General features: G+C 72.1%; 23 protein-coding genes and 1 pseudogene. 11 read left to right on the top strand and 13 right to left on the bottom strand.

Going from position 1 to position 24575, the window contains the following annotated elements:
* Positions 1-20: 20 nt before the first annotated feature.
* The 3 genes from ET495_RS03860 to ET495_RS03850 form a co-directional block, all read right to left on the bottom strand.
* A complete protein-coding gene (locus tag ET495_RS03860; protein ID WP_129202750.1) occupies positions 21-368 on the bottom strand; it encodes an OsmC family protein in 348 nt (115 codons plus the stop codon).
* Between the two features lie 212 nt (positions 369-580).
* Entirely contained in the window at positions 581-3472 is a 2892-nt protein-coding gene (gene uvrA, locus ET495_RS03855; RefSeq protein ID WP_129202748.1) for an excinuclease ABC subunit UvrA, read from the bottom strand.
* 92 nt (positions 3473-3564) lie between these two features.
* Complete coding sequence (locus ET495_RS03850; RefSeq protein WP_129202746.1) at positions 3565-4197, bottom strand: hypothetical protein; 633 nt, start codon at positions 4195-4197, stop codon at positions 3565-3567.
* Positions 4198-4377: 180 nt separating this feature from the next.
* On the opposite strand from ET495_RS03850, the gene ET495_RS03845 reads away from it, so the two are divergent.
* Positions 4378-4926, top strand: a complete 549-nt coding sequence (locus ET495_RS03845) for a hypothetical protein (RefSeq protein WP_129202744.1) — start codon at positions 4378-4380, stop codon at positions 4924-4926.
* A gap of 124 nt (positions 4927-5050) precedes the next feature.
* Here ET495_RS03845 and ET495_RS03840 read toward each other — a convergent pair whose 3' ends face one another.
* A complete protein-coding gene (locus ET495_RS03840; RefSeq protein WP_129202742.1) occupies positions 5051-5743 on the bottom strand; it encodes an ABC transporter ATP-binding protein in 693 nt (230 codons plus the stop codon).
* A gap of 10 nt (positions 5744-5753) precedes the next feature.
* Positions 5754-6326 carry a TetR/AcrR family transcriptional regulator gene (locus tag ET495_RS03835; protein ID WP_129202740.1) on the bottom strand — a complete coding sequence of 191 codons (573 nt, stop codon included), beginning with the start codon at positions 6324-6326 and terminating at the stop codon, positions 5754-5756.
* 122 nt (positions 6327-6448) lie between these two features.
* Between ET495_RS03835 and ET495_RS03830 the strand changes: the two genes are divergently transcribed.
* The 3 genes from ET495_RS03830 (at position 6449) to ET495_RS18445 (ending at position 8317) form a co-directional block, all read left to right on the top strand.
* A complete protein-coding gene (locus ET495_RS03830) occupies positions 6449-7462 on the top strand; it encodes an alpha/beta hydrolase (RefSeq protein WP_129202738.1) in 1014 nt (337 codons plus the stop codon).
* On the top strand, positions 7459-7761 hold the full coding sequence (locus tag ET495_RS03825; RefSeq protein ID WP_342770146.1) for a YciI family protein: 303 nt from the start codon (positions 7459-7461) through the stop codon (positions 7759-7761). The genes ET495_RS03830 and ET495_RS03825 overlap by 4 nt, the downstream gene beginning before the upstream one ends.
* A gap of 289 nt (positions 7762-8050) precedes the next feature.
* Positions 8051-8317, top strand: coding sequence for a hypothetical protein (locus ET495_RS18445; protein ID WP_245993300.1), 267 nt, complete (start codon positions 8051-8053; stop codon positions 8315-8317).
* Positions 8318-8350: 33 nt separating this feature from the next.
* On the opposite strand, the gene ET495_RS03815 is transcribed toward ET495_RS18445, so the two are convergent.
* The 3 genes from ET495_RS03815 to uvrB form a co-directional block, all read right to left on the bottom strand.
* Entirely contained in the window at positions 8351-9337 is a 987-nt protein-coding gene (locus tag ET495_RS03815; protein WP_129202736.1) for a TerC family protein, read from the bottom strand.
* On the bottom strand, positions 9337-10359 hold the full coding sequence (locus ET495_RS03810) for a TerC family protein (protein ID WP_129202734.1): 1023 nt from the start codon (positions 10357-10359) through the stop codon (positions 9337-9339). Before ET495_RS03810 ends, ET495_RS03815 begins: the two co-directional genes overlap by 1 nt.
* Before the next feature lie 165 nt (positions 10360-10524).
* The gene (gene uvrB / locus ET495_RS03805) at positions 10525-12639 is read right to left on the bottom strand and encodes an excinuclease ABC subunit UvrB (protein ID WP_129202732.1); all 2115 of its coding nucleotides are present in this window, start codon (positions 12637-12639) and stop codon (positions 10525-10527) included.
* 207 nt (positions 12640-12846) lie between these two features.
* Between uvrB and ET495_RS19620 the strand changes: the two are divergent.
* From ET495_RS19620 to ET495_RS03785, 6 genes and pseudogenes are all read left to right on the top strand, one after another.
* Positions 12847-13989 (top strand): annotated as a pseudogene (locus tag ET495_RS19620) (choice-of-anchor A family protein); the annotation flags it as partial.
* Positions 13990-14063: 74 nt separating this feature from the next.
* Entirely contained in the window at positions 14064-14405 is a 342-nt protein-coding gene (locus ET495_RS17525) for a DUF5979 domain-containing protein (RefSeq protein WP_162616359.1), read from the top strand.
* Positions 14363-15289: a prealbumin-like fold domain-containing protein gene (locus tag ET495_RS17520; RefSeq protein WP_162616358.1), complete on the top strand. Its 927-nt coding sequence runs from the start codon at positions 14363-14365 to the stop codon at positions 15287-15289. Before ET495_RS17525 ends, ET495_RS17520 begins: the two co-directional genes overlap by 43 nt.
* Before the next feature lie 23 nt (positions 15290-15312).
* Positions 15313-16686, top strand: coding sequence for a SpaH/EbpB family LPXTG-anchored major pilin (locus ET495_RS03795; RefSeq protein ID WP_129202728.1), 1374 nt, complete (start codon positions 15313-15315; stop codon positions 16684-16686).
* A gap of 60 nt (positions 16687-16746) precedes the next feature.
* Complete coding sequence (locus ET495_RS03790) at positions 16747-17613, top strand: class C sortase (protein WP_162616357.1); 867 nt, start codon at positions 16747-16749, stop codon at positions 17611-17613.
* On the top strand, positions 17597-18376 hold the full coding sequence (locus ET495_RS03785) for a sortase domain-containing protein (RefSeq protein WP_162616356.1): 780 nt from the start codon (positions 17597-17599) through the stop codon (positions 18374-18376). The genes ET495_RS03790 and ET495_RS03785 overlap by 17 nt, the downstream gene beginning before the upstream one ends.
* Here ET495_RS03785 and coaE read toward each other — a convergent pair.
* Both coaE and ET495_RS03775 read right to left on the bottom strand, forming a co-directional pair.
* Positions 18304-18936, bottom strand: a complete 633-nt coding sequence (gene coaE, locus ET495_RS03780; RefSeq protein WP_129202722.1) for a dephospho-CoA kinase — start codon at positions 18934-18936, stop codon at positions 18304-18306. The genes ET495_RS03785 and coaE overlap by 73 nt on opposite strands.
* 16 nt (positions 18937-18952) lie before the next feature.
* Positions 18953-19384, bottom strand: coding sequence for a MarR family winged helix-turn-helix transcriptional regulator (locus ET495_RS03775; RefSeq protein WP_129202720.1), 432 nt, complete (start codon positions 19382-19384; stop codon positions 18953-18955).
* 84 nt (positions 19385-19468) lie between these two features.
* Between ET495_RS03775 and ET495_RS03770 the strand changes: the two genes are divergently transcribed.
* On the top strand, positions 19469-21376 hold the full coding sequence (locus ET495_RS03770; protein ID WP_129202718.1) for an ABC transporter ATP-binding protein: 1908 nt from the start codon (positions 19469-19471) through the stop codon (positions 21374-21376).
* A gap of 15 nt (positions 21377-21391) precedes the next feature.
* On the opposite strand, the gene ET495_RS03765 is transcribed toward ET495_RS03770, so the two are convergent.
* From ET495_RS03765 to rpsA, 3 genes are all read right to left on the bottom strand, one after another.
* Positions 21392-22282, bottom strand: a complete 891-nt coding sequence (locus tag ET495_RS03765) for a TIGR01777 family oxidoreductase (RefSeq protein WP_129202716.1) — start codon at positions 22280-22282, stop codon at positions 21392-21394.
* A gap of 36 nt (positions 22283-22318) precedes the next feature.
* A complete protein-coding gene (locus ET495_RS03760; RefSeq protein ID WP_129202714.1) occupies positions 22319-22873 on the bottom strand; it encodes an NUDIX domain-containing protein in 555 nt (184 codons plus the stop codon).
* Between the two features lie 84 nt (positions 22874-22957).
* On the bottom strand, positions 22958-24421 hold the full coding sequence (rpsA, locus tag ET495_RS03755) for a 30S ribosomal protein S1 (protein ID WP_129202712.1): 1464 nt from the start codon (positions 24419-24421) through the stop codon (positions 22958-22960).
* Positions 24422-24575: the final 154 nt, after the last annotated feature.

Below are 24575 nucleotides of genomic sequence, written 5' to 3'. Positions count from 1 at the left end.
CGAGGGCCCGACAGACCCGGTCACTCTTCGGCGAGCACCGTCAGCCGGCCCGACATGATGCCGACCCCGATCGTCAGGCACGGGCGCACCAGGCTCATCGACTGCGCGCGCTCGTGCAGCAGCAGGACCTCCGCGGCGTTGGCGTGCGGCCCCGGCCGCACGGTCACGCTCGGGTGGAGCGTCAGGTCCGTCAGCATGCCGTCACCACGCGAGCCGAGCCGGGCCGTGGCGACGACATGATCGGTGTACTCGACCACGACGAGCCCCACCTGGGAGGCGATCTCCAGGAAGCGCACCATGTGGCTCGAAGCGACCGCGGCGAGGAACAGCTCGCCCGCGCTGTAGCGAGCCTTGTCCCCCGGAACCACTCGGGCGCCGACGCGTGCAGCGGCTCGGACTTGTCCGGCGCCACGAGCTCGTGGTCGCGCGAATACCCGCCGAACGAACCCGTCCCGGCGGCGTCCGACCACGTCAGGTCCACCGAGTAGTCGTGCTGCACTGTCATGACGCAACGCTAGGGGGGCCGTCGGGCGACGCCCGCGCATGGCGCCACGCAGGGTGCGGGCTGGCGCAGGTGCGCCTACGCGGCAGCGGCCTTCTTCCGGGTGCGCTTGGGCTGCACGACCGGCGGGTGCGCAGCCAGCACGTCTGCGAGGAACCGGCCCGTGTGGCTCGCCTCGACGGCGGCCACCTGCTCGGGCGTGCCCTGCGCGACGACCGTTCCGCCGCCCGACCCACCCTCGGGCCCCATGTCGATGACCCAGTCGGCGCTCTTGACGACGTCGAGGTTGTGCTCGATGACGATGACCGAGTTGCCCTTGTCGACGAGCGACTGGAGCACGCCCAGCAGCTTGCGGATGTCCTCGAAGTGCAGGCCCGTGGTCGGTTCGTCGAGCACGTAGACGGTGCGGCCCGTGGACCTCCGCTGCAGCTCGCTCGCGAGCTTGACACGCTGCGCCTCGCCGCCGCTGAGGGTCGGCGCGGGCTGGCCGAGCCGCACGTAGCCCAGACCGACGTCGACGAGCGTCTTCATGTGCCGCGCGATCGCGGGGACCGCGGCGAAGAACTCTGCGGCCTCCTCGATCGGCATGTCGAGCACGTCGGCGACCGTCTTGCCCTTGAAGTGCACCTCGAGCGTCTCGCGGTTGTAGCGCGCGCCGTGGCACACCTCGCACGGCACGTACACGTCGGGCAGGAAGTTCATCTCGATCTTGAGCGTGCCGTCGCCCGAGCACGCCTCGCAGCGCCCGCCCTTGACGTTGAAGGAGAACCGGCCCGGCCCGTAGCCGCGCACCTTGGCCTCCTCCGTCTCGGCGAACAGCCGCCGCACGTGGTCCCACACGCCCGTGTACGTCGCGGGGTTGGAGCGCGGGGTGCGGCCGATCGGCCCCTGGTCGACGTGCACGACCTTGTCGAGGTGCTCCAGGCCCGTGACACGCGTGTGCCGCCCCGCGACCTGGCGGGCCCCGTTGAGCTGGTTGGCCATGACGGTGTAGAGGATCGAGTTGACCAGCGTCGACTTCCCCGAGCCGCTGACCCCGGTCACGGCGGTGAGCACGCCCAGCGGGAAGTCCACGTCGATGCCCTGGAGGTTGTGCTCGCGCGCGCCGACGACGCGCACCTGCCTCGACGTGTCGACCGGTCGGCGCACCTCGGGCACACCGATCTGCCGACGGCCCGCCAGGTAGGCGCCCGTCATCGACTCGGGTGCGGCGAGCAGGCCGGCGTAGTCGCCCGAGTGCACGATGCGCCCGCCGTGCTCACCCGCGCCGGGGCCGACGTCGACGATCCAGTCCGCCGTGCGGATCGTGTCCTCGTCGTGCTCGACGACGATGAGCGTGTTGCCCAGGTCGCGCAGACGCGTGAGCGTCTCGATGAGGCGCCGGTTGTCGCGCTGGTGCAGGCCGATGCTCGGCTCGTCGAGCACGTACAGCACCCCGACCAGGCCCGACCCGATCTGCGTGGCCAGGCGGATGCGCTGCGCCTCGCCGCCGCTCAGCGTCCCGGCGGGCCGTTCGAGCGACAGGTAGTCGAGACCGACGTCGAGCAGGAACCCGAGCCGGGCGTTGATCTCCTTGAGCACCTCGGCCGCGATCTGGCGCTCGCGCACGCCGAGCTCGAGCGCGCCGAGGAACTGGGCGGCCGCGTCGATCGACATCCGGCACACGTCCCAGATGGACCGGCCACCGACCTTGACGGCGAGCACCTCGGGCTTGAGGCGGGCACCCTGGCAGACCGGGCACGGGACCTCGCGCATGTAGGCCTCGTACTTCTCCTTCGACCAGTCCGACTCCGTCTCGTGGTGCCGGCGCTCGATGAAGGTGACCGCGCCCTCGAAGCCTGTCGAGTACTGACGCTCCCGCCCCCAACGGTTCTTGTAGCGCACATGCACCTGGTGGTTCTGCCCGAAGAGCACCGCCTGCCGGGCCCGCTCGGGCAGGGCACGCCACGGGACGTCCATCGAGAAGGCCATCTCCTCGGACAACGCCGTCAGGACCCGTGCGAAGTACTCGCTCGACGTCTGCGACCAGGGTGCGACAGCGCCCTCGCGCAGCGTCTTGTCGACGTCGGGGACGATGAGCTCGGGGTCCACCTCAAGGCGGAAGCCGATGCCCGTGCACTCAGGGCAGGCGCCGTAGGGGGCGTTGAACGAGAACGTCCGCGGCTCGACCTCGTCGAGCGCGAGCGGGTGGTCGTTGGGGCAGGAACGCTTCTCGGAGTACTTGAGGATGCGGCCCAGATCGTCGATGTCCGCGTCGACCAGCTCGACCATGAGCAGGCCGCCCGCCAGGCGCAGCGCCGTCTCGACCGAGTCCGTCAGGCGCCGCTGCACGCCCTCGCGGGACACGAGACGGTCCACGACGACCTCGATGTCGTGCTTGAGCTTCTTCTCCAGCGACGGCGGGCTCGTGAGCTGGACGACCTCGCCGTCCACGCGGGCACGCGCGAAGCCCTGCCCCTGAAGCTCCTTGAACAGGTCGGCGTACTCGCCCTTGCGCCCGCGCACCACGGGTGCGAGCACCTGGTAGCGCGTGCCCTCGGGCAGCTCGAGCAGCTTGTCGACGATCTGCTGCGGCGTCTGCGACTGGACCTTCTCGTCGCACACCGGGCAGTGCTGCGTGCCCGCCCGCGCGTACAGCAGACGCAGGTAGTCGTAGACCTCGGTGATCGTCCCCACCGTCGAGCGCGGGTTGCGGTTGGTCGACTTCTGGTCGATCGACACGGCCGGGCTCAGACCCTCGATGAAGTCGACGTCCGGCTTGTCCATCTGGCCGAGGAACTGGCGTGCGTAGGCAGACAACGACTCGACGTAGCGGCGCTGGCCCTCGGCGAAGATCGTGTCGAACGCCAGCGACGACTTCCCCGAGCCGGACAGGCCTGTGAAGACGATGAGGCGCTCGCGCGGGAGGTCGAGGTCGACGTTCTTGAGGTTGTGCTCGCGGGCGCCGGAGATGACGAGGCGGTTGCTCACCACGGCATCTTAGGTCCGCCCACCCACGCTCGCACAAGTGTTCGACGCAAGTCGGAGGACGCAGCGCGCCTCGCAGAGCGGTGGGCGACCGGTCACACCCGCTCCGCGCGCTCGGCCGCGAGCGCCCCCATCACGACGACGGCCGCCACCACGACCGCCCGCTGCCGGACCGGAGAGCCGTCCCCTGCGGCCCAGGCGACGCCCGCGACGACGAGCCACCCGCGCACGACGTACGCCCCGACGACCACCTGGGACAGGTCGCCCATGGGCGTGACGATCGGCGCGTAGAGCGCGGCCGGCACTGTCGGCGTGCTCGCGACCCATGCCCGGGCCGCGACCACGAGCAGGCCGAGTCCGACGACGCCGCCCCACCCCGGCGCACCGGCGCCGAGCGCAGCCGCGACGACGCCCGCAACGCCGAGCGCCAGGCCGGTGCCCGCGAGCGGGACGGCCGCATGCTCCGCGAGCACCCGGCGTCCACGTCCTGGCAGCAGCCCGCCTGGGGCGGGCTGGCGCAGGAAGGCGACGAGGCCGCGCGCGAGCCCTCCGGTCGCGGCGAACAGCAGGAGCGCCCCCGACACGCGTCCTGCCGACGACGGGAACGCCAGTGAGCTGAACCCGCCGAGCACCCCGGCGGCCACCGCGACGAGCGTCGTGACCGGTCGCCGGGCCTGGCCCACGAGGTCGCGCGCGAGCACGGGCCGGTGCCGAAGGAGCCAGGGCACGGGCCAGGAGACCAGGGCGCGGCGCGAGCCGGCGAACCGCTGGGGACGATGCGGGCCACGGCCTGCAGGTCGCCGATCGCCAGCCCCTGCGCGGCTCCGCCCGCCTGCGCCCCGCGGCGCGCGGCGTCGTCGACGTCGAGCGCGCGCGGCACCGCGCCGAGCACCGCCCACCACGCGACGATGCAGGCGGCACCGGCCGCGAACGGGGCGCCGGCCGCGGTCGTCCCCGGGCACGCGGCATATCGCCCCGTCACGACGTCGATGCAGGCGATCGCGGCGGTCGCGCGCTCGCCTGCTGCCGCGGCGCCGGCGAGGGCGAGCAGCGCGAGCGCCGTCATGTCGGCCGCGCGCCGCCAGCGCCGCACCTGCGCGGCGGCGCCGAGCGCGACGGCGACGTCGCCCGCCGCTGCCCCGTACACGCCCCCGGCGACGGCGTGCGCACCCGCGCCGACGGCACCCGCCGCGCCGACGAGTGCGCCGAGCGCGGCGCCGCCCACGAGCGCGGCGATGCCGCGCCCGCGCAGGACGACGCCCGGGCGGAACTGGCCGCCGAGCGCGAAGACCGCCTCGCGGGGCTGGACGATCAGCGGCAGGCCGACCCGCGCGAGCGCGACGGCGGCCACCGCGGCCGCTGCGGCCGTCAGCGGCGCGACGCGCTCCAGGGGCCAGCCCGGCACCGTCGCGCCCAGGCCGAGCGATGCGACGAAGGACCAGAGCATCGAGCCGTAGGTCCCGGCGACGAGCGCCGTCACGTAGACGACATAGGCGGTGCCGTTTCCGCTCTCGGCGCGCCGTCGCAGCAGCGGGCGACGCCAGACGCGGTAGGCCGCGGCGCCTGCGGGATCGCGCGCGCTCATCGTGCGGGCGCTGCGAGCTCGATCTGGACGCCTCGCCGGGTGCCGTCGGTGCGGTCTTCGACCAGCGCCGCACGCAGGAGCCTGTCGTGCGTGCTGACCACGAGCGTGCGCCCCGCGTCCAGGGCGGCCAGGAGCAGCGCGCGGCACCGTTGCCGCCACGCGGCGTCCAGCCGCTGCTCGGGCTCGTCGAGGACGACCAGCGCTCCGGGCCGGTAGAGAGTGCAGGCGAGGGCGAACATCTGCGACTCCCCGGACGACAGCTCGCCGGGGTACTGGTCGCGCACGCGGGTGAGACCGGCGGCGTCGAGCGCGTCGTCGACGCTGGGGGCCGGGCGTGTGCCGAGCACGTGGCGGCGCCCCCAGGCGGAGGCGACGAGGGCGAGGTGCTCGGCGACGGTCAGGTCGGGGTAGGACGAGAGTCCGTCGAGGAGCACCGCGATGTCCTCGCGCCGGGTGCGTCGCGCGTCGAATGCTGGTGATCCCAGCACGTGCACGCTGCCCGACGTCGGGAGGTCGGTGCCCGCGACGAGCCGCAGCAGCGTCGTCTTCCCAGACCCGTTGGGGCCCCAGACCACGAGCGCCTCCCCGGCGGCGATCTCGGCCGAGGTCGCGGCGAGCACCTGCACGGTGCCGTGCGTGCGGGTCGCCTCGCGGACGGACACCGCGACGTCGCGTTCGGGTCCGGACATGTCGCCGACCCTAGCGGGGTTCGCCGTCGAGCCCCAGGACAGCACGCGCGGAGTCGACGAACACCTGCTTGACCCGCTCCCAGCCGTCGAGGTACCCGCCCACCAGGGCGGCGTCGCGCAGCAGCACGAGACGGCCCGCGGCGACGTCGGGCTCCGGGTGGCCGACGCCCGTGGCCACCTCGCGCAGCGCCGCGCGGAACCACTCGCGGTGCTCACGGACGGCTCGTCGCACGCCCGACTCGGCGTCGGGGTACTCGGCGGCCGCGTTGATGAACGGGCAGCCGCGCGAGTGCCGGTGCGCGACGTCGTCGGCGATGCCGGCGACGACCGCCTCGGCGAGCTCGCGCGGGTCGGACGAGGAGGCGCGCGCGGCGTCGAACGCGGCTCGGATCGCGGCGTCCTCGACGCCGACGTACGCCTCGACGAGGTTCTCCTTGGCCGGGAAGTGCCGGTAGAACGTCGCGCGCGTGACGTGCCCGTGCGCGACGATCTTGTCAACGCCCACGGTGTGGATGCCCTCGGCGTAGAAGAGGCGGGTGGCGGCGTCGAGGAGGCGCGCGCGGGCAAGGCTCTCGGATTTCACCCACCCAGAATAGAACGATCGGTCTTGTGGTGGGAACACCCCCGGGAGAATGATCGTTCTACACGACGGACGGAGCCACCACGACTCCCCGCACCGACTCCCGCACCGACAGGACCGAGACCATGAACGCCACCGCCACCACCCCGGCCGCCACCCCCACCGGGACCGCACCCAAACCCCCGATCGTCCTCATCCACGGGCTCTGGATGACCCCGAAAAGCTGGGACACCTGGGCCGCCCGCTTCCGCGCCGCCGGCCACGAGGTGATCGTGCCCGGCTGGCCCGGGATCGACGACCGCTCGCCGCAGGACGTACGCCGCGACCCGTCGGCGCTGCGGGGCATCGGGCTCGCCCAGATCGTCGACCACTACGAGCGCATCATCCGGGCCCTGCCCGCAAAGCCGATCATCATGGGCCACTCGTTCGGCGGCCTCATCACCCAGCTCCTCGCCGACCGTGGCCTGGGCGTCGCCTACGTCGGAGTCGCACCGGGCCAGCCCGCCGGCATCTCGACCCTCCCGCCGTCGACGGCGTGGACCGGCGCGCCCATCCTGGCGAACCCCTTCGGGCGCAAGGGCGCCAAACCGCTGAGCAAACGCCACTTCCACTTCACGTTCGGCAACGACCTGCCCCGCTCGGAGAGCGACCGCATCTGGGCCGAGCAGGCGGTCAACTCCTACAACCGCGTGTTCTTCGAGGGCGTCGCCGGCGCCATCGGCGGCAAGGGAGTCACGCAGGCCGACTTCGCGCGTGCCGACCGTGCCCCGCTGCTGATCCTCACGGGCGACAAGGACCACGTGGTCCCGCCGGCCATCGGCAAGGCGATCGTCAAGAAGTACCGCGCCACGAGCTCGCCTGCCGTCGTCGAGTACCGCGAGTTCACGGGGCGCACCCACCGGCTGGTCTCACAGGACGGCTGGGAGGAGATCGCGGACTACGCCCTGACCTGGGCGACCGAGCACGCGGCCCCCAACCCGCAGCGCCGACGGCCCGCGCCTGACCTCCGGCGGCCAGAGCCAGCCTCTCCGCCAGGTGCCTCGATCACGTGCGGACAGGCACGCAGCGCATCCCGGCGCCTGAAGGACGCCCGTCCCGGTACGGGTGTCCTTCAGGCGCCGGTGACGGTGCTTGGATGACGGGCATGGCCGTCTTCGCCGTCACCTACGTCTACTCCCCCGACGCCGAGCGCCTCGACGCGCTCCGGCCCGAGCACCGAGCCTTCCTGCGCGCGCTGCACGACGCGGGCCGCGTCGTCGTCTCCGGACCGCTCGTGCCCGACGACGGCGCCCCCGCGGGCGCGCTCATCGTCGTCGACGCGGACGACGCCGCCGCCGCGGCGGCGCTGCTCGACGCCGACCCCTTCCGCCACGCCGGGCTCGTCACCGAACGCACCGTGCGCGAGTGGGTCCCGGTGATCGGCTCGCTCGCACGATGAGCGCGCCGCGGCGCGTGCGCGTCGTCGGGAACTCCGGCGCGGGCAAGTCGACGTTCGCACGCGCCGTCGCCCGCCGGCTCGCGGTCCCGCGGCTCGAGCTCGACGAGGTGTTCTGGGACACGGACTGGACCCACCGGGACATCGACGACGCCCACCGGCGCCTCGCGCAGTTCCTCGCCGGGCCGGGCGCGGCCGGCTGGGTCGCCGACGGCAACTGGGCCTCCACGCTGCGCGGCGCGCTCGACGACGCGGACGCCGTGCTGTGGCTCGACTACCCCGGCGACTGGTCATGCGGCGCGTCATCCGGCGGACGCTCGCCCGCGGCATCACCAGGCGCGAGCTGTGGCACGGCAACCGCGAGCGGCTCGCGAACCTCCTGTCACGCGACCCCGAGCAGAACATCGTGCGCTGGGCGTGGACCGAGCACGCGCGCTATCGGGCGCGCTATGCGGCCCTCGCCGCGACCGACCCACGCGTCGTCCGGTTGCGCTCCCCGCGGGAGGCGCGGCGCTGGCTGCGCTCGCTCGATCCGGCGGCCCGGCCACCACAGGGGTGACCGGCCCGCGGCGCTCCGCGCGCCGGGCTCCCGTCAGTCCGCGAGCGCGTCCCGGCGCCGGGTGCGTACCAGGCTCGCCACGGTCGCCGTCGTCAGCGACCCCAGGATGACCAGGAGCGAGAGCCAGATCGGGATCTCGGGCGCCCACGACACCCCCTGCCCGCCGTTGAGGAACGAGAGCTGGTTGGCGTGCAGGGCCTCGAGGATGAGCTTGAGCCCGATGAACCCGAGGATCACCGCGAGCGCGTACGGCAGGTAGACGAGCCGCTCGAGCAGGCCGCCGAGCAGGAAGTAGAGCTGGCGCAGCCCCATGAGGGCGAACAGGTTCGTGGAGAACACGATGAACGGGTCCTGCGTGAGCCCGAAGATCGCGGGGATCGAGTCGAGCGCGAACAGCACGTCGGTCGACCCGATCGCCACGAACACGACGACCATCGGCGTGAACAGCCGCTTGCCGCCGACGTCGGTGCGCAGCCGGCCGCCGTCGTACTCGTGGTGCAGCGGCAGGACGCGGCGCAGCGCGCGGATGAGGGCGTTCTCCTCGAACTCCTCGGCGTCGTCGTCGCCGCGCAGCAGCTTGATCGCGGTGTAGATGAGGAACGCGCCGAACAGGTAGAACACCCACACGAACCGCTCGATCACGGCGGCCCCGGCGAGGATGAACCCGGCGCGCAGGACGAGGGCGACGATGATCCCGACCATGAGGACGCGCTGCTGGTACTCCCGGGGCACGGAGAACCTGGTCATGATGATGACGAAGACGAACAGGTTGTCGACGCTCAGCGAGTACTCGGTGAGCCAGCCCGCGACGAACTCGCCGGCCGGAGCCTGGCCGCCCACGGCCCACAGGATCCCGAAGAACGCGAGCGCGAGAGCCACGTAGAAGGCGACCCACAGCGCGCTCTCGCGCAGGCTCGGGACGTGGGGGCGCCGTGCGACGACGACGAGGTCGGCGACCAGCAGGACGCCCATCGCGCCGAGGGCGACCGCCTGGAACCAGGCCGGCAGCTCGTGGACCATCAGTTCTCCCTCTGCTCGATGTCACGTTCATGGCTCTGTGTGGCATGCAGTGCGCGCACTCGCCGGTCGCGGTAGAGCGACGCCGCGGTGGTGATCCCCAGGACGACGACGATGAACGCGAGCGACGCCGCGGTGGGGATCTCGGGCACGACGGTGACGTGGTGCCCGTGGTTGACGAACGGCAGCTCGTTGGTGTGCAGGGCGTGGACCAGCAGCTTGATGCCGATGAAGCCCAGGATCGCCGCGAGCCCGTACCCGAGGTAGACGAGCCGGTCGAGGAGCCCGTCGACGAGGAAGAAGAGCTGGCGCAGCCCCAGCAGCGAGAACGCGTTAGCGGCGAACACGAGGTAGGTCTGCTCGGTCAGCCCGAAGATCGCGGGGATCGAGTCGACGGCGAACAGCAGGTCGGCCGAGCCGATCGCGACCATGACGACGAGCATCGGCGTGATGAGCCGCTTGCCGTCGACCCGGGTCGTGAGCCGGTCGCCCTCGTAGGCCGGGGTGGTCGGCAGCACCCGGCGCACGAGGCGCAGCACGCCGTTCTCGTGGAACTCCTCCTCGTGCTCGGCCGCGTGCCGGAGCTGGGCGATCGCCGTCCACACGAGGAACGCGCCGAACAGGTAGAACACCCACGAGAAGCTGGCGATGAGCGCGGCGCCGGCCACGATGAAGGCCGTGCGCAGCACGAGCGCGACCGTGATGCCCACGAGCAGGACCTTCTGCTGATACTCACGCGGCACCCGGAAGCTCGACATGATGAGGACGAACACGAAGAGGTTGTCGACGCTCAGCGACTTCTCCGTGACGTACCCGGCGAAGTACTCCCCGGCGTACTCGCCGCCCCACGCAGCCCAGACGACGACGCCGAACACGAGCGCGACGGCGATGTAGATCGCGGACCACCGCGCGGCCTCGCGCAGTGTCGGGGCGTGCGGTGTGCGCACATGACCGATGTAGTCGATGGCGAGCATCGCCAGGATCGCCAGGATGGTCAGGGCCCAAGCCCAGACGGGCACGGTCACGTGTTGGTCGCCTCTCGGTGGGTAGCACGAATCACCGAAGGTCTTCCTCCTCGCGCCGACGACGCGAGCAACCGAGCCGGGAGAGCCACGCTGCTCGCCGTGCTGACGACTCGACCAAGGTGAGGTACTCCCCTCCGGCGGGAAACCCTAGCCGATCCGCGGCGCTCAGGCGGTCGCCGCCCGCATCTGCCGCAGCTCTCTCTTGAGCCCCGAGATCTCGTCGCGCAGGCGCGCAGCGACCTCGAACTGCAGCTCGGCGGCCGCCGCGTGCATCTGGTCCGACAGCTCCTGGATGAGCTCGGCGAGCTCGCTCGCCGCGACGCCCGCCAGCCGGTTGCCTGTCGTGGCGCCTTCCTTGGGGGTGCCGGGCACGGGAGCCTTGGCCTTGCGTCCGGTGCCGTCGACCGCCTTGCGATAGCCGCCGGCGAGGAGCTGCTGGGTGTCGATGTCCTCGCGCGCGAGCATGTCGGTGACGTCCGCGATCTTCTTGCGCAGCGGCTGCGGGTCGATGCCGTTGTCGCGGTTGTACGCGATCTGCTTGTCCCGGCGGCGGTTGGTCTCCTCGATCGCCTGCGCCATGGCCGAGGTCACCTTGTCGGCGTACATGTGGACCTGGCCGGTGACGTTGCGGGCGGCTCGGCCGATCGTCTGGATCAGCGACGTCGCCGACCGCAGGAACCCCTCCTTGTCGGCGTCGAGGATCGCGACGAGGGACACCTCGGGCAGGTCGAGGCCCTCGCGCAGCAGGTTGATGCCCACGAGCACGTCGAACTGCCCCAGGCGCAGCTCCCGCAGCAGCTCGACGCGTCGCAGCGTGTCGACCTCGGAGTGCAGGTACTGGACGCGCACGCCCTTCTCGAGGAAGTAGTCGGTGAGGTCCTCGGCCATCTTCTTCGTCAGTGTCGTGACCAGCACACGCTCGTCGCGTTCGGTGCGCACGCGGATCTCTTCGAGCAGGTCGTCGATCTGCCCCGTCGTGGGCTTGACCACGACCTCGGGGTCGATCAGGCCCGTCGGCCGGATGACCTGCTCGACCACGCCGTCGGACAGCGAGAGCTCGTACGCCCCGGGCGTGGCGGACAGGTAGACCGTCTGCCCGATGCGCTCGACGAACTCCTCCCAGCGCAGCGGGCGGTTGTCCATCGCGGACGGCAGGCGGAACCCGTGCTCGACGAGCGAGCGCTTGCGGGACATGTCGCCCTCGAACATCGCGCCGATCTGCGGCACCGTCTGGTGCGATTCGTCGATGACCAGCAGGAAGTCCTCGGGGAAGTAGTCGAGCAGCGTGTGCGGCGGGGTGCCGGAGGCGCGACCGTCGATGTGCATCGAGTAGTTCTCGATGCCGTTGCACGACCCGATCTGGCGCATCATCTCGATGTCGTAGGTGGTACGCATGCGCAGCCGCTGCGCTTCGAGGAGCTTGTTCTGCTTCTCCAGCGCGGCAAGCCGCTCCTCGAGCTCCTTCTCGATGCCGCCGATGGCCCGTTCCATCCGCTCGGGCCCGGCGACGTAGTGCGTCGCGGGGAAGAGGTAGACGCTCTGCTCCTCGCGCACCACGTCGCCCGTGAGCGGGTGCAGCGTCTGGATCGCCTCGATCTCGTCGCCGAAGAACTCGATGCGCACCGCGAGCTCCTCGTAGACCGGGATGATCTCGACGGTGTCGCCGCGCACCCGGAAGGTGCCGCGCGTGAACGCGATGTCGTTGCGCGTGTACTGCATCTGCACGAACCGCCGCAGCAGGTCGTCACGCTCGACGACGTCGCCGACGTCGAGCCGGACCATGCGGTCGACGTACTCCTGCGGCGTGCCCAGGCCGTAGATGCAGCTCACGGAGGCGACGACGACGACGTCACGCCGCGTGAGCAGCGAGGACGTCGCGGAGTGGCGCAGCCGCTCGACCTCGTCGTTGATCGAGCTGTCCTTCTCGATGTAGGTGTCCGTCTGCGCGATGTACGCCTCGGGCTGGTAGTAGTCGTAGTAGGAGACGAAGTACTCGACGGCGTTGTTCGGCAGCAGCTCGCGGAACTCGGTGGCGAGCTGGGCCGCGAGCGTCTTGTTGGGCGCCATCACGAGCGTGGGCCGCTGGAGCTGCTCGATGAGCCAGGCCGTCGTCGCGCTCTTGCCCGTGCCGGTCGCGCCGAGGAGCACGACATCCTTCTCCCCCGCCTGGATGCGCCGGGTGAGGTCGGCGATCGCCGTCGGCTGGTCGCCTGACGGCGTGTACTCCGAGATGACCTCGAACGGGGCCACCGTGCGCTGCAGGTCGGTCACGGGTCGCATGCCCCACCGTAAGCCGAGCCACCGACACTGCGGGGAGCGGGCCAAGGGTGCCCGCCGGGTGACCTGCCGCCCCTGACGGAACGATCATCGGACGCCAAGGCAGGATTCCTAACATATGAGGTCAGGACATTACTAAACCTTTACGCAACAGCCAGATCGCGTCACCTTTCAGCACCATTGTCTCAAGGACGATGCACCCTGGATCGCATGGGGGCACACCAGCGCAACAGACACGGCACGATGAGGCCTGGGATCTCCCTCGGCTCTGGGCGCCGGGGCAACGGGTCCCCGGCGGTCGTCGCGATCGTGGCAGCCGCCGTCGTTGCTCTCGTCGCCACGGGCTCGCCCTCGGCCGTCGCCTCCCCGCCGGCACCTCACACGGCCGGCGCCACGGACACCGGCCCGGCGACTCCCGGATGCCCCGAGATCGACTCGATGCCCGGCCTGGGCACCGCCCAGCCGAGGTACCGCGACCCCAACGTCGCGGTCTTCGTCGGCGGCAACTGGACGGTCGGCGGGGCGAAGGCCGAGGTCGAGGGCCAGCACGTCGTGCTCGGCGACGCCACGTTCGCCCGCGAGGCCGCCAACACCAAGCACTTCGGCATCGGCGTCGTCGGCGGAGGTTCCGGCATCGTCCCGCCCGAGAACGACGTGATCCTCGCCGTCGGAGGCAACGTCGTGATGAAGACGGCCGATCAGACGATCTCCGTCGGCGACCGCGAGATCGGCGGCCGCGCCCGCATCGGCGGCACGGTCCTTCCCAAGGCCACGCCGTTCGCCGCGGGCATGGGGACCATCGCGAAGGTGACCGCCAGCAACGGCAGTCGCCTCATCACCCCTTACGGCGGCACGGTCCAGACCAGACTCCGGGCCGCCGCCGTCGAGCCCTGGAGCGGCATGCTCGAGGCGATCACCACGCTCTCCGAGGACTTGGCCGCACTCGCCCCCACCGGGAGCGTGAGCCAGGGAGACTGGTCGAAGCAGGGCGAGCTTCGCGGCGACGGCACATCGGTGCCGCAGGTCTTCGACGTCTCCGCCGCGGACCTCGACCGGTGGGAGGCGTTCGCCTTCACGAACATCCCCGGCGACCTTGCGAACGGGTTCGCGCCCGTCGTCATCAACGTCCTCGGGCGGTCCGCGACGCTGCGCCACGTCGCCGCGGTCACGATCAACGGCGCGGTCATGGACAACGCCAACGTGGGCGCCGGCGCCTCTGCGCTGATGTGGAACTTCCCCGAGGCGCGCGCGCTCGCCATCGCCGGGGCCGTCTCCCAGACCGTCGGCTCGATCCTCGCCCCACACGCAGACGTCACCTCGGACGTGTCGACCAACGGGCGCCTCTACGTCGGTGGAGACCTGACGCAGAACCCCGGAGTCGGGCACGAGCACCACAACTACCCGTGGACCGGGGCCGACGAGACGTCGTGCGGCCCCAGGACTGGACGGCCCAGGATCCCGAACCGTCCCTCCGCCTGCGGAAGGTGGTCGTGGGCGACGGGTCCGGGCTCGTCGACGGCGGCCTGTCGTTCACCGTCACGTACCAGGTCAACGACGGCGATCCGCAGCAGGTCGTCGTCACCGCCGACGGCGAACCGAAACCCCTCAGCATCGAGGGTCTGGCACCCGGCGACAAGGTCGCCTTCGCCGAGGAGCTCCCGCAGGTCGACGGTGTGCGGTGGCAGGAGCCGTCGTTCTCGGTCGCCGGAACCGCGCTGCCCGGGGCGTGCTCACCGTCGAGGGCACCGAGGTCGTCGACATCACGCTGACGAACACGGCCACGGCCGACCCGAGCGACTCCGCCGACCCGAACGACTCGGGCGATCCGGCCACGACTGCCTCCTTCAGCATCGAGAAGAGGCTCGAGGGAGCGGCGGCCGACCTGCTGGAGCCTGCCACCTTCGAGGTCTGCTACACGGTCAACCACGGCACGCCAGCCTGCCTCGCCGTCCCGCGAGACGGGACACCCGTCGCCGGTCCCGACGGGCTCAGCCCCGGCGACGTCGTCGCGTTCTCCGAGACCCTGCCCACGGGCCAACCCGTCGCCTGGGCGCCGCCGTCGTTCACCGTGGACGGCGCCGAGCTCGCCGGCGCGGAGCTCACCCTGCCGGCCGGCCCGGTCACGGTCACGCTCACCAACTCGCTCCTGCACGACCTGCGCCTCCTCAAGGTCGGCCCCACGCCGGACGGCGGGCCCCAGCCCCTCTCGGGTGCGTCGTTCGCGCTGCACCCGGACGACGACGGCGCCCCCGGCCGTGACAGCATCCCGGTCCGCACCGAGGACGGCTCCCTGTTCCATGCGGAAGGGCTCTCGCCCGGGCGGTACTGGCTCACCGAGACGCGCGCACCGGACGGCTACCAGGCGCTCGTCGGCGCAGTGCCGTTGGTCGTGCACGACAGCGGGCGCATCGAGCTCGTCGAACCCCACCCGCAGGTCTCGCTGGCCGACCCCCAGACCGTGGCGTCCGGAGAAGGACCACACCTGACGGTCATGAACCTCCCCGGCCTCCGGCTGCCCGAGGCTGGGGGCGACCGCCTGCTGGAGCACGCGATTCTCGCAGCGGGACTGCTCTCCTGCCTCGCGACGATCCCCCTCCTTGCGAGCGATCGCCTACGCGACCGGCGCCCGCGCCATGCGGAACCATCCCGCTGACCACCCACACTCAGGAACACGCGATGCACACCCACACTCGGCTTGCCCGCAGGGTCGGCCTGGCGCTCCTCGCCGCCTCGCTCCTTGCCGCCTGGACGACCAGTGCCGCCAGTGCCGCCGGTGCCGCCGGCATCGACCAGCAGCGCACCGGATCGATCACCGTGACGAAGAACCGGTCCCCGCAGGACGGCGCGTCGCCGCAGGCGATCGCCGGTGTCGAGTTCACCGTCGAGCGCCTGGCAACCTACCGCGCGGAGCCCGTCGACCTCTCGACGAGCGCGGGCTGGCAGACCGCGCAGGCGTTCCTCGCCGCGCCGCCGTCGCTGGACCGGACTGCCGCCGCGACGTTCGACGCACCGGAGCCGCCCAGGGTGACCGACCGCGCGGGCCAGGCCACATTCGCGCTCCTGCCGCTGGGCGTCTACCGCGTCTCGCAGACCGACGCGCCGGCAGGGGTGGCCGCCGCACAGGACTTCTGGGTCAGCATCCCCTTCGCCGACCCGGTCCGTCCCGGAGCGTGGCTCTACGACGTCGCCGCGTATCCCAAGAGCGACGTCGAGAGCGACGGCACGAAGACCGTCTCCGACCTCGGCGCGGTCGGCCCCGTCACCTGGACCGTCGCGTTCACGGTCCCCCCGGTCCCGCTGACGTCGTTCACGATCAGGGACGAGCTCGACCCACGGCTGGCCTACGTCGCAGACCAGGTGCCCGCGGTCAGCCTCGTCACGGCCGACCAGCGTCCGCCGACAGCCTTCACTCCCCTGGAGTACGTCGTCACGCACAAGGCCGGCGTCGTCCAGCTGGAGTTCACGGACGTCGGCATCGCCCGGCTCATGGCCGACGACGCGGTGGGCGCGACCGTCGTCCTCACGTTCGAGACGACCGTGACCGGGACGGGCGCCATCGCGAACGCGGCAACGGCCGACATCAACCGCAACCCCACGCTCGCCATCACCACCGACAGCGTCGAGACCCACTGGGGACGGCTCGAGGTCATGAAGGCCGACCGCGCCGGCCGTCCGCTGGCCGGCGCGGTGTTCGAGGTCTGGGCCGCCCGTGTCCAGGACTTCACCGCGGCCAAGGTCGTCGCACCCCTTGAGCCCACCGACGGCACCGGCCGGACGTCGTCGGGAACGCTGAGGCACGGCACCTTCGCCAACGGCGGCCCGCTCGCTCCGGGGGACGACGCGACCTGGTTCTACTGGCTCGTCGAGGTCCAGGCGCCTGCCGGGTACGCACGCCTGACCGAGCCGATCCCCTTCACCGTCGACAGCGCCACGACCACGCTCACCGTGACGAACGTGCAGATCGACCAGGACCCGACCCTGCCTCAGACCGGCGGCGCCGGGACGTGGCCGCTCACCCTCGGGGCGCTCTCGTGCTCGCGGGCGCCGTGACCCTCGTGGTCCGGTCCCGTCCGCGTTCCAGGCGCTGAGGTTCCCGAGCCGATGCAGCCCGTGTCCCGACGAACCTTCGCTCTCGTGACCCTGGTCGCGATCGGGGCCGGGCTGCTCCTGTTCCCCACGGCGTCGCGAGGGTTCGCCACGCGGGACCAGTCGCGGTCGCTCGCGTCCTACGGGCAGGCCGTCACCGCGCTCCCGGACGCGGAGCAGCAGCGCCTGCTGGCCGCCGCGCACGAGTACAACGCCCGTCTCGCACGGGGCGACCGGGACGGGGGCGACGGGACCGGCGGCTCGTACCGCGCACAGCTCGCGCCGCCGGGCGGCACGATCATGGCCGCCCTGACGATCCCGTCTCTGCGGCTGGCGCTGCCCGTCCTGCACGACACGGGTGACGAGGTTCCGGCGCGTGGGGCGGCGCACCTGCACGGGACGTCGCTGCCCGTCGGCGGGCGCGGCACGCACGCGGTCATCTCCGCGCACTCGGGACTCGCCGGCGCCGAGCTGTTCACCCACCTCGACCGCGTCGAGGTCGGCGCGGTCTTTACGCTCGACGTCGCAGGACGACGCCTCGTCTACGAGGTCGACTCGATCGCCGTCGTCGAGCCGGACGACGACTCTCTGCTGCATCCCGTCCCCGATCAGGACCTCGTCACGCTCGTGACCTGCACGCCGACCGGGCTCAGCACGCACCGGCTGCTCGTTCGCGGCCACCGCACGTTCGCCGACGACGGCCCGCACGCAACCCACCACCTTGCCGATGCTTCCGCGGAGCCTGGCGTCGCCTGGTGGTCCGCTACCCTCGTGGTCAGCGTCGTGGGTGCCGCGTTTGTCGGCTGCGCCCTCGACCGCGCCGACCGCGCGCGCGCCCGGCACCTGGCCGGACCACCGACCGAGAGGACCGCCGATGTCACGTCGCCGTGACCCGTTGCGGATCGCTGCCGCGCTTGCGCTCCTCGCGGGTCTCGCGGTCGGCGGCACGTGGGTCTGGCAGAACCTCGGGACGTCCTGGGTCGCCAACCGCGAGGAGTCTGCGCAGCTGCGAGCGTTCGCCCAGGAGAACCCGTTGCCGCACCAGGTGACCGAGCTGCGCACCGACTTCGAGAACGCGCCCTCCGGGCCGCGCGACGGTGTCATCGGCACGCTGTGGATCCCCGCCTGGGCGGGCGAGAAGGGCGTCCAGCGGGACACCAACGACGGACGCACGCCGATCAAGGCCGGGGTGACGCCGGCCGTCCTGTCGTCGGGCGCGGCCGGCTGGTTCCCGCAGAGCCAGGGCCCAGGCGAGGTCGGCAACATGGCCCTCGCCGGTCACCGCCGCACCTACGGCGACAACTTCCTCCACATCGACAAGCTCGTCGAGGGCGACAGCGTGGTCGTGGAGACCGCCGACGCCTGGTTCGTCTACGAGGTCCGCGTGCCCGGCTACCTCGTCGCGCCGAACGAGGGGGCCGCCGTCCTGGCGCGAGCCCCGCAGGGCATGCCCGACGACGGTCGCTACCTGACGCTCGTGTCCTGCCACTCGGTGACCGAAGGCGCGTGGGGCAACGACCACCGCATCGTGGTCCACGCCGAGGCGGTCGGGTGGCTGGAGCACGACGCCGGGCTGCCGCCTCAGCTCGAGGGCCTCGCCTCGACGCCGGCTGCGGCGTCTGCGGCGACGCGGTCCCACAGCGCATCGACCTGAGCACGCAGGTTCTCCTCCGAGCCGGTGCCGTCGAGCAGCACGTCGGCCGCGGCGACGCGTTCCTCGTCCGTGGCCTGCGCCGCGACCCGCGCGCGAGCGGCCTCCTCGTCGTGCCCGCGCCGGCTCACGAGGCGCGCGATGCGCAGCGGGGCGGGTGCGTCGACGACGACGACCACGGCGAACCGGTCGGCCTGCCCCGTCTCGACCAGCAGGGGGATGTCGTGGACGACGACGGCGCGCGGGTCGCGCGCGGCGGCGGCCGCCTCACGCTCGGCGGCCAGGCGCCGCACCGCGGGGTGGACGATGCGCTCGAGCGCGCGCCGCGCCTCGTCGTCGCCGAAGACGCGCGCACCCAGTGCGGCCCGGTCGAGGGTCCCGTCGGCGGCGATGACGCCCGGTCCGAAGACCTCGCGAACCTGCTCCAGGCCTGCCGAGCCGGGCTCGACCGCCTCACGAGCGAGCTGGTCGTAGTCGACGACGACGGCGCCGAGCTGGGCGAGGCGACGTGACGCGACGGACTTGCCGGCGGCGATCCCGCCCGTGAGGCCGATGCGAAGCATGGGACCCATCCTGCCGTTAGTCGTCGGCGGCGACGACGCGCAGCAGCCGCACGAGCTCCTCGCGCTCGGTCGGCGACAGCCGGCGAAGGCGCTGCGCGGCACCGCGCCGGCGCTCGAGCGAGACCCGGTCGAGGGCCTCGCGACCCGCGTCGGTGAGCGCGACGAGGCGGGCGCGGCGGTCGCTCGGATCGGCCAGACGCCGCACGAACCCGTCCTCCTCGGCCTGGTCGACCTTGGTAGTGACGGATCGGGGCGCGACGCCGAGCGCGTCGGCGAGGTCGACGGCGCGCAGCGGACCGGGGGCGTGCGCCAGGGTGCGCAGCAGCCGCAGCTGCCCGGGGCTCACCCCGGTCGTCCCCGCGGCAAGGGTGTCGCGGCGCAGGCTGCGGCTCGCCGCGTGCAGTGCGTCGACGAAGGCCCAGGCGACGTCGTCGTGCTGGTGCTCCATGCGGGGAATACTATCGCAACTTCTGAGGTTCACACATCTTGAGTTAGACTCACCAAGTTCCACCCCGACACCCCAGGAGGCCACATGACCATGCCTCACTCCCCCGCCATGGGCGGACGCGGCGCAGGCCGCGGAATGCGGACCTTCCTCCAGGACTCGTCCGTCACCGAGCACCGCCTGGCGCGCACGACGCTGCGCCGCGTGCTCACCTTCGCCCGGCCCTACCGCGGCCGGCTCGCGTTCTTCCTCGTGCTGCTCGCGCTCGACGCCGCCGCGGGCGCCGCGACACCGCTGCTGTTCCGCCACCTCATCGACGACGGCATCGGCGCGGGCGACCGCGGCCTCGTCGTCACGCTCGCCGCCGGCGCGGCGCTGCTCGCGATCCTCTCGGCCGGCCTGTCGGTCGCCGAGCGCTGGGTCTCCTCGTTCGTCGGCGAAGGGCTCATCCTCGACCTGCGCACCGCGGTGTTCAACCACGTCCAGCGGATGCCGCTCGCGTTCTTCTCCCGAACCCGCACCGGCGCCCTCGTGCAACGCCTCAACGGCGACGTGCTCGGCGCCCAGCAGGCGTTCACCTCGACCCTCCAGACGGTCGTCTCCAACGGACTGACCATCACCTTCACGCTCGCCGCGATGCTCGCGATGTCCTGGCGGCTGACGTTGCTCGCGCTCGTGCTGCTGCCGGCGTTCGTGCTGCCCGCCCGATGGTTCGGCAAGCGGCTGGCCACCCTGACGCGCGAGGGCTACGAGCTCAACGCCGACGCCGGGCAGCTCATGAACGAGCGGTTCAACGTCGCCGGGGCGCATCTCGCCAAGGTCTTCGGCGACCCCGCCCGCGAGTCCGAGCGGTACCGGGCCCTGGCTCGCCGCCTGCGCGACCTCGGCGTGCGCCGTGCCCTGCTGGGCACCTGGTTCCGCGTCGGGCTGACGACGCTCGCCTCGCTCGCCGTCGCCGTCGTGTACGGGCTCGGTGGGCTCGAGGCGATCTCGGGCGAGCTGACCGTGGGCGTCGTCGTCGCGCTGACCGCCTACCTCGGCCGCCTCTACGGGCCGCTCACCGCCATGAGCAACGTGCAGGTCGACGTCATGACGGCGCTGGTGAGCTTCGAGCGCGTGCTCGAGGTGCTCGACCTCGAGCCCTCCGTCGCCGAGAAGCCCGACGCCGCCGACCTGCGCCGCGCCGTCGCCGCGCGCGGCGCGAGCATCGAGCTCGACGCCGTCACGTTCCGCTACCCGCGTGCCGACGAGGTGTCCCTCGCCTCGCTCGAGGCGGTCGCAACGCTCCGCAAGGACCCCGTGGGCGACACCCTGCACGAGGTCTCCTTCGCGGTCCCCGCCGGCGCCATGGTCGCCCTCGTCGGTCCGTCGGGCGCTGGCAAGACGACGGTCTCCCAGCTCGTGTCCCGCATGTACGACCCGACGTCCGGGTCCGTGCGCATCGCAGGACTCGACCTGCGCGACGTGACGCTCGACTCGCTGCGCGGCACCGTCGGCGTCGTCTCGCAGGAGGCCCACCTCTTCCACGACACCATCGCGGAGAACCTGCGCTACGCGCGCCCCGGCGCCACCGACGCCGAGCTCGCGGCCGCGCTGCGCGGCGCCCACATCTGGGACCTCGTCGCCGGGCTGCCCGAGGGCCTGGAGACCGTCGTCGGCGACCGCGGCTACCGCCTGTCGGGCGGCGAGCGCCAGCGCCTGGCCATCGCCCGGCTGCTGCTCAAGGCGCCCGACGTCGTCGTGCTCGACGAGGCGACCGCGCACCTCGACTCCGAGAGCGAGGCCGCCGTGCAGGCCGCCCTCGACGTCGCGCTCTCCGGACGGACGAGCCTGGTCATCGCGCACCGGCTGTCGACCGTGCGCGCGGCCGACCTCATCGTCGTCCTCGAGGACGGGCGGGTCGCCGAGTCGGGCACGCACGCCGCGCTGCTCGCGGCGGGCGGCCTCTACGCCGACCTGTACGCGACGCAGTTCGCGGACACGACGACCGTCTGAGCGCCGGGAGCCCGCTCAGAGCGACGCGAGCGCCTCCCCGACCCACGGATGGGCGAACCGGAAGCCGCTGCGCAGGAGCGCCGCAGGCTCGACGCGCTGGCTCGCGAAGAGCAGCGCGTCGGCCAGCGCTCCCACGCCGAGCGGAAGGCGCGTGACCGCACGAGGGATGGTCAGCGGCGCGCGCCGCCCCAGCGACGCGGCGAACGCGCGAGCGAACTCGGCCTGGGTGACCGGGTGCGGGGCGACGAGGTTGGCCGGGCCCGACAGCGCGTCGGTCACGAGCGCGTGGCGGATGGCCGCCACCTCGTCGTCGAGGTGGATCCACGACATCCACTGCGTGCCGGTACCGGCCTTGGCGCCCAGGCCGAGCCGGAACAGGAGGCGCTGCGGGCCGAGCGCGCCACCCGCAGACGCCAGAACCATGCCCGTGCGGACGTGGACCGTGCGGATCCCGGCAGCCTGCGCGGCCCCGGTCGCAGCCTCCCAGGCGACACAGACCGACGCGAGGAAGTCGTCGCCCGCGCCCGCTGCCTCGGTCAGCACCGCGTCGCCCCGACTGCCGTAGTAGCCGATCGCCGACCCCGAGACCAGCACGCGCGGCGGGTGCGCGAGCCGCGCCAGCGCACCCGCCACGAGCGCCGTGCCCTCCACGCGACTGCGCAGCACGGCGTCACGGTGCGCCGCCGTCCACGGACGGGACGCGACGCCCGCACCCGCGAGGTGGACCACGGCGTCGATGCCCTCCAACCCCGCAGCATCGATCGTGCCGCCCACCGGGTCCCAGGCCACACCGCCGCCCGGCCTCCCCGGCCGCACGAGCGGGACCACCCGATGCCCGTCCGCCTCCAGCGACACGCACAACGCACGCCCGACGAGCCCGGCGGCCCCTGACACGGCAACGTCCAAAGCGCGCTCCTCCCGTGCGGAACCCCCGCGCTCGCCTCAGCTCGTGGTGACCAGCCCCGCCGCGTGCGCGAGGGCAAGGGCGGCGATCGTCTCGCCGTCGGTGATCTCGCCGCCCGCCATCATCGCGAACGTCTCACGGACCGGCACCCAGCGCACCTGCACGATGCCCTCCTCGGCCCTCGCCGCGGCCGCCTCGGCCGCGTCGCCTACGGGGCGCAGTCCGCGCGCGACGAACACGACCTCCGGCGCCACGCACACGCCGTTGAGCGCGTTCATCGCCCCCGCCCGCACCCACTCGTCCGCCACGAGCCCCGCCTCCTCGCGCAGCTCGCGCTGGGCGGCGACGAGCGCCGGCTCACCGTCGCTGCCACCGGCCACGACCTCGAGCGAACGTCCCACCGTGTACCTGTCGACGTCCACGAGCAGCACGCGGTCGTCGGAGTCGAGCGCCACGACGAAGACCGCGGGGTGGCGCAGCTCGACGACGCCGTAGATCCCGTCCCTGCCGTCAGGCATCTCGACGTCGTCCTCCCGGACACGGATCCAGCGGTTCTCGTAGACGGTGCGCGACGCGCGAGTGTGCCAAGGCATGCGGCCACCCTAGACAACGGCGAAGGCCCGCCACCCTGTCGGGTGGCGGGCCTTCGCGTGCGATCAGCCGATCGGCTCAGGCGGTCAGTTGCCGGTGAGCTTCTCGCGCAGAGCGGCGAGCGCCTCGTCCGAGGCGAGCGTGCCCGTGGCCTCGACGGCCGGAGCGGCCGAGGAGTACGACGACGACGCGCCGGCACCCGTGTCGGCCGCGGCGTCGGCGTCGGCGGCGTAGGCCGCACGCACCTGCTCGCGGTGAGCCGTCCAGCGCTCGTGCGCCTTCGCGTACTCGGCCTCCCACGCCTCGCGCTGCGTCTCGAAGCCCTCGAGCCACTCGTTGGTCTCCGGGTCGAAGCCCTCGGGGTACTTGTACTCCCCGTTCTCGTCGTACTCGGCGGCCATGCCGTACAGCGCCGGGTCGAAGTCCTCGGACTCCGGGTCCACGCCCTCGTTGGCCTGCTTGAGCGACAGCGAGATGCGGCGGCGCTCCAGGTCGATGTCGATGACCTTGACGAACACCTCCTGGCCGACCGTGACGACCTGCTCGGGCAGCTCGACGTGACGCACGGCGAGCTCCGAGATGTGCACGAGGCCCTCGATGCCGTCCTCGACGCGCACGAACGCACCGAACGGGACGAGCTTGGTGACCTTGCCGGGCACGACCTGGCCGATGGCGTGCGTGCGGGCGAAGGTCTGCCAGGGGTCCTCCTGCGTCGCCTTGAGCGACAGCGAGACGCGCTCGCGGTCGAAGTCGACGTCGAGCACCTCGACCGTGACCTCCTGGCCGACCTCGACGACCTCGGACGGGTGGTCGATGTGCTTCCAGGACAGCTCGGAGACGTGCACGAGACCGTCGACGCCGCCGAGGTCCACGAACGCACCGAAGTTGACGATCGACGAGACCACACCGGGGCGGACCTGGCCCTTCTGCAGCGTCTGCAGGAAGGTCGAGCGCACCTCGGACTGCGTCTGCTCGAGCCAGGCACGGCGCGAGAGGACGACGTTGTTGCGGTTCTTGTCGAGCTCGATGATCTTCGCCTCGATCTCCTTGCCGACGTACGGCAGGAGGTCGCGGACACGACGCATCTCCACGAGCGAGGCGGGCAGGAAGCCGCGCAGGCCGATGTCGAGGATGAGGCCGCCCTTGACGACCTCGATGACGGTGCCGGTGACGACGCCGTCCTCTTCCTTGATCTTCTCGATCGTGCCCCAGGCGCGCTCGTACTGTGCGCGCTTCTTGGACAGGATCAGGCGGCCTTCCTTGTCCTCCTTCTGGAGGACCAGGGCTTCGACGACGTCTCCGAGGTTCACGACCTCGGACGGGTCGACGTCGTGCTTGATGGACAGCTCGCGCGAGGGGATCACGCCCTCGGTCTTGTAGCCGATGTCGAGGAGGACCTCGTCGCGGTCGACCTTGACGATCGTGCCCTCGACGATGTCACCATCGTTGAAGTTCTTGATGGTGGCGTCGATGGCGGCAAGAAGGTCTTCCTCGGTGCCGATGTCGTTGACGGCGACCTGCGGGACGGACCTCGTGGTAGAGATGGTCATGAAGTGAATGCTCCGATGTGGACAAGGAGTCGTGCGGACAGGGTCTGTGGCGCTGTGCCCGGCCTGAGGGCGGGCGCACGGCACCGCCGACCATCCTAGCGGCGGCCGACTGGAAGGGTCAATCCGTACTCGACCAGGTCAGGCCGAGTACGGA

The sequence above is a fragment of the Xylanimonas allomyrinae genome, assembly GCF_004135345.1.
Classification (GTDB): domain Bacteria; phylum Actinomycetota; class Actinomycetes; order Actinomycetales; family Cellulomonadaceae; genus Xylanimonas; species Xylanimonas allomyrinae.
This window is presented reverse-complemented; position numbering and strand designations above follow the sequence as displayed.

What these genes read in the sequence shown, in the direction of transcription:
- ET495_RS03845 (WP_129202744.1), top strand. Translation starts at nt 4,378, where the DNA reads ATGCAGGCGGCACCGGCCGCGAACGGGGCGCCGGCCGCGGTCGTCCCC.
- ET495_RS03840 (WP_129202742.1), bottom strand. Translation starts at nt 5,743, where the DNA reads ATGTCCGGACCCGAACGCGACGTCGCGGTGTCCGTCCGCGAGGCGACC.
- ET495_RS03830 (WP_129202738.1), top strand. Translation starts at nt 6,449, where the DNA reads ATGAACGCCACCGCCACCACCCCGGCCGCCACCCCCACCGGGACCGCA.
- ET495_RS03825 (WP_342770146.1), top strand. Translation starts at nt 7,459, where the DNA reads ATGACGGGCATGGCCGTCTTCGCCGTCACCTACGTCTACTCCCCCGAC.
- ET495_RS18445 (WP_245993300.1), top strand. Translation starts at nt 8,051, where the DNA reads ATGCGGCGCGTCATCCGGCGGACGCTCGCCCGCGGCATCACCAGGCGC.
- ET495_RS03815 (WP_129202736.1), bottom strand. Translation starts at nt 9,337, where the DNA reads ATGGTCCACGAGCTGCCGGCCTGGTTCCAGGCGGTCGCCCTCGGCGCG.
- uvrB (WP_129202732.1), bottom strand. Translation starts at nt 12,639, where the DNA reads ATGCGACCCGTGACCGACCTGCAGCGCACGGTGGCCCCGTTCGAGGTC.
- ET495_RS03795 (WP_129202728.1), top strand. Translation starts at nt 15,313, where the DNA reads ATGCACACCCACACTCGGCTTGCCCGCAGGGTCGGCCTGGCGCTCCTC.
- ET495_RS03785 (WP_162616356.1), top strand. Translation starts at nt 17,597, where the DNA reads ATGTCACGTCGCCGTGACCCGTTGCGGATCGCTGCCGCGCTTGCGCTC.
- coaE (WP_129202722.1), bottom strand. Translation starts at nt 18,936, where the DNA reads ATGCTTCGCATCGGCCTCACGGGCGGGATCGCCGCCGGCAAGTCCGTC.
- ET495_RS03775 (WP_129202720.1), bottom strand. Translation starts at nt 19,384, where the DNA reads ATGGAGCACCAGCACGACGACGTCGCCTGGGCCTTCGTCGACGCACTG.
- ET495_RS03770 (WP_129202718.1), top strand. Translation starts at nt 19,469, where the DNA reads ATGACCATGCCTCACTCCCCCGCCATGGGCGGACGCGGCGCAGGCCGC.
- ET495_RS03760 (WP_129202714.1), bottom strand. Translation starts at nt 22,873, where the DNA reads ATGCCTTGGCACACTCGCGCGTCGCGCACCGTCTACGAGAACCGCTGG.
- rpsA (WP_129202712.1), bottom strand. Translation starts at nt 24,421, where the DNA reads ATGACCATCTCTACCACGAGGTCCGTCCCGCAGGTCGCCGTCAACGAC.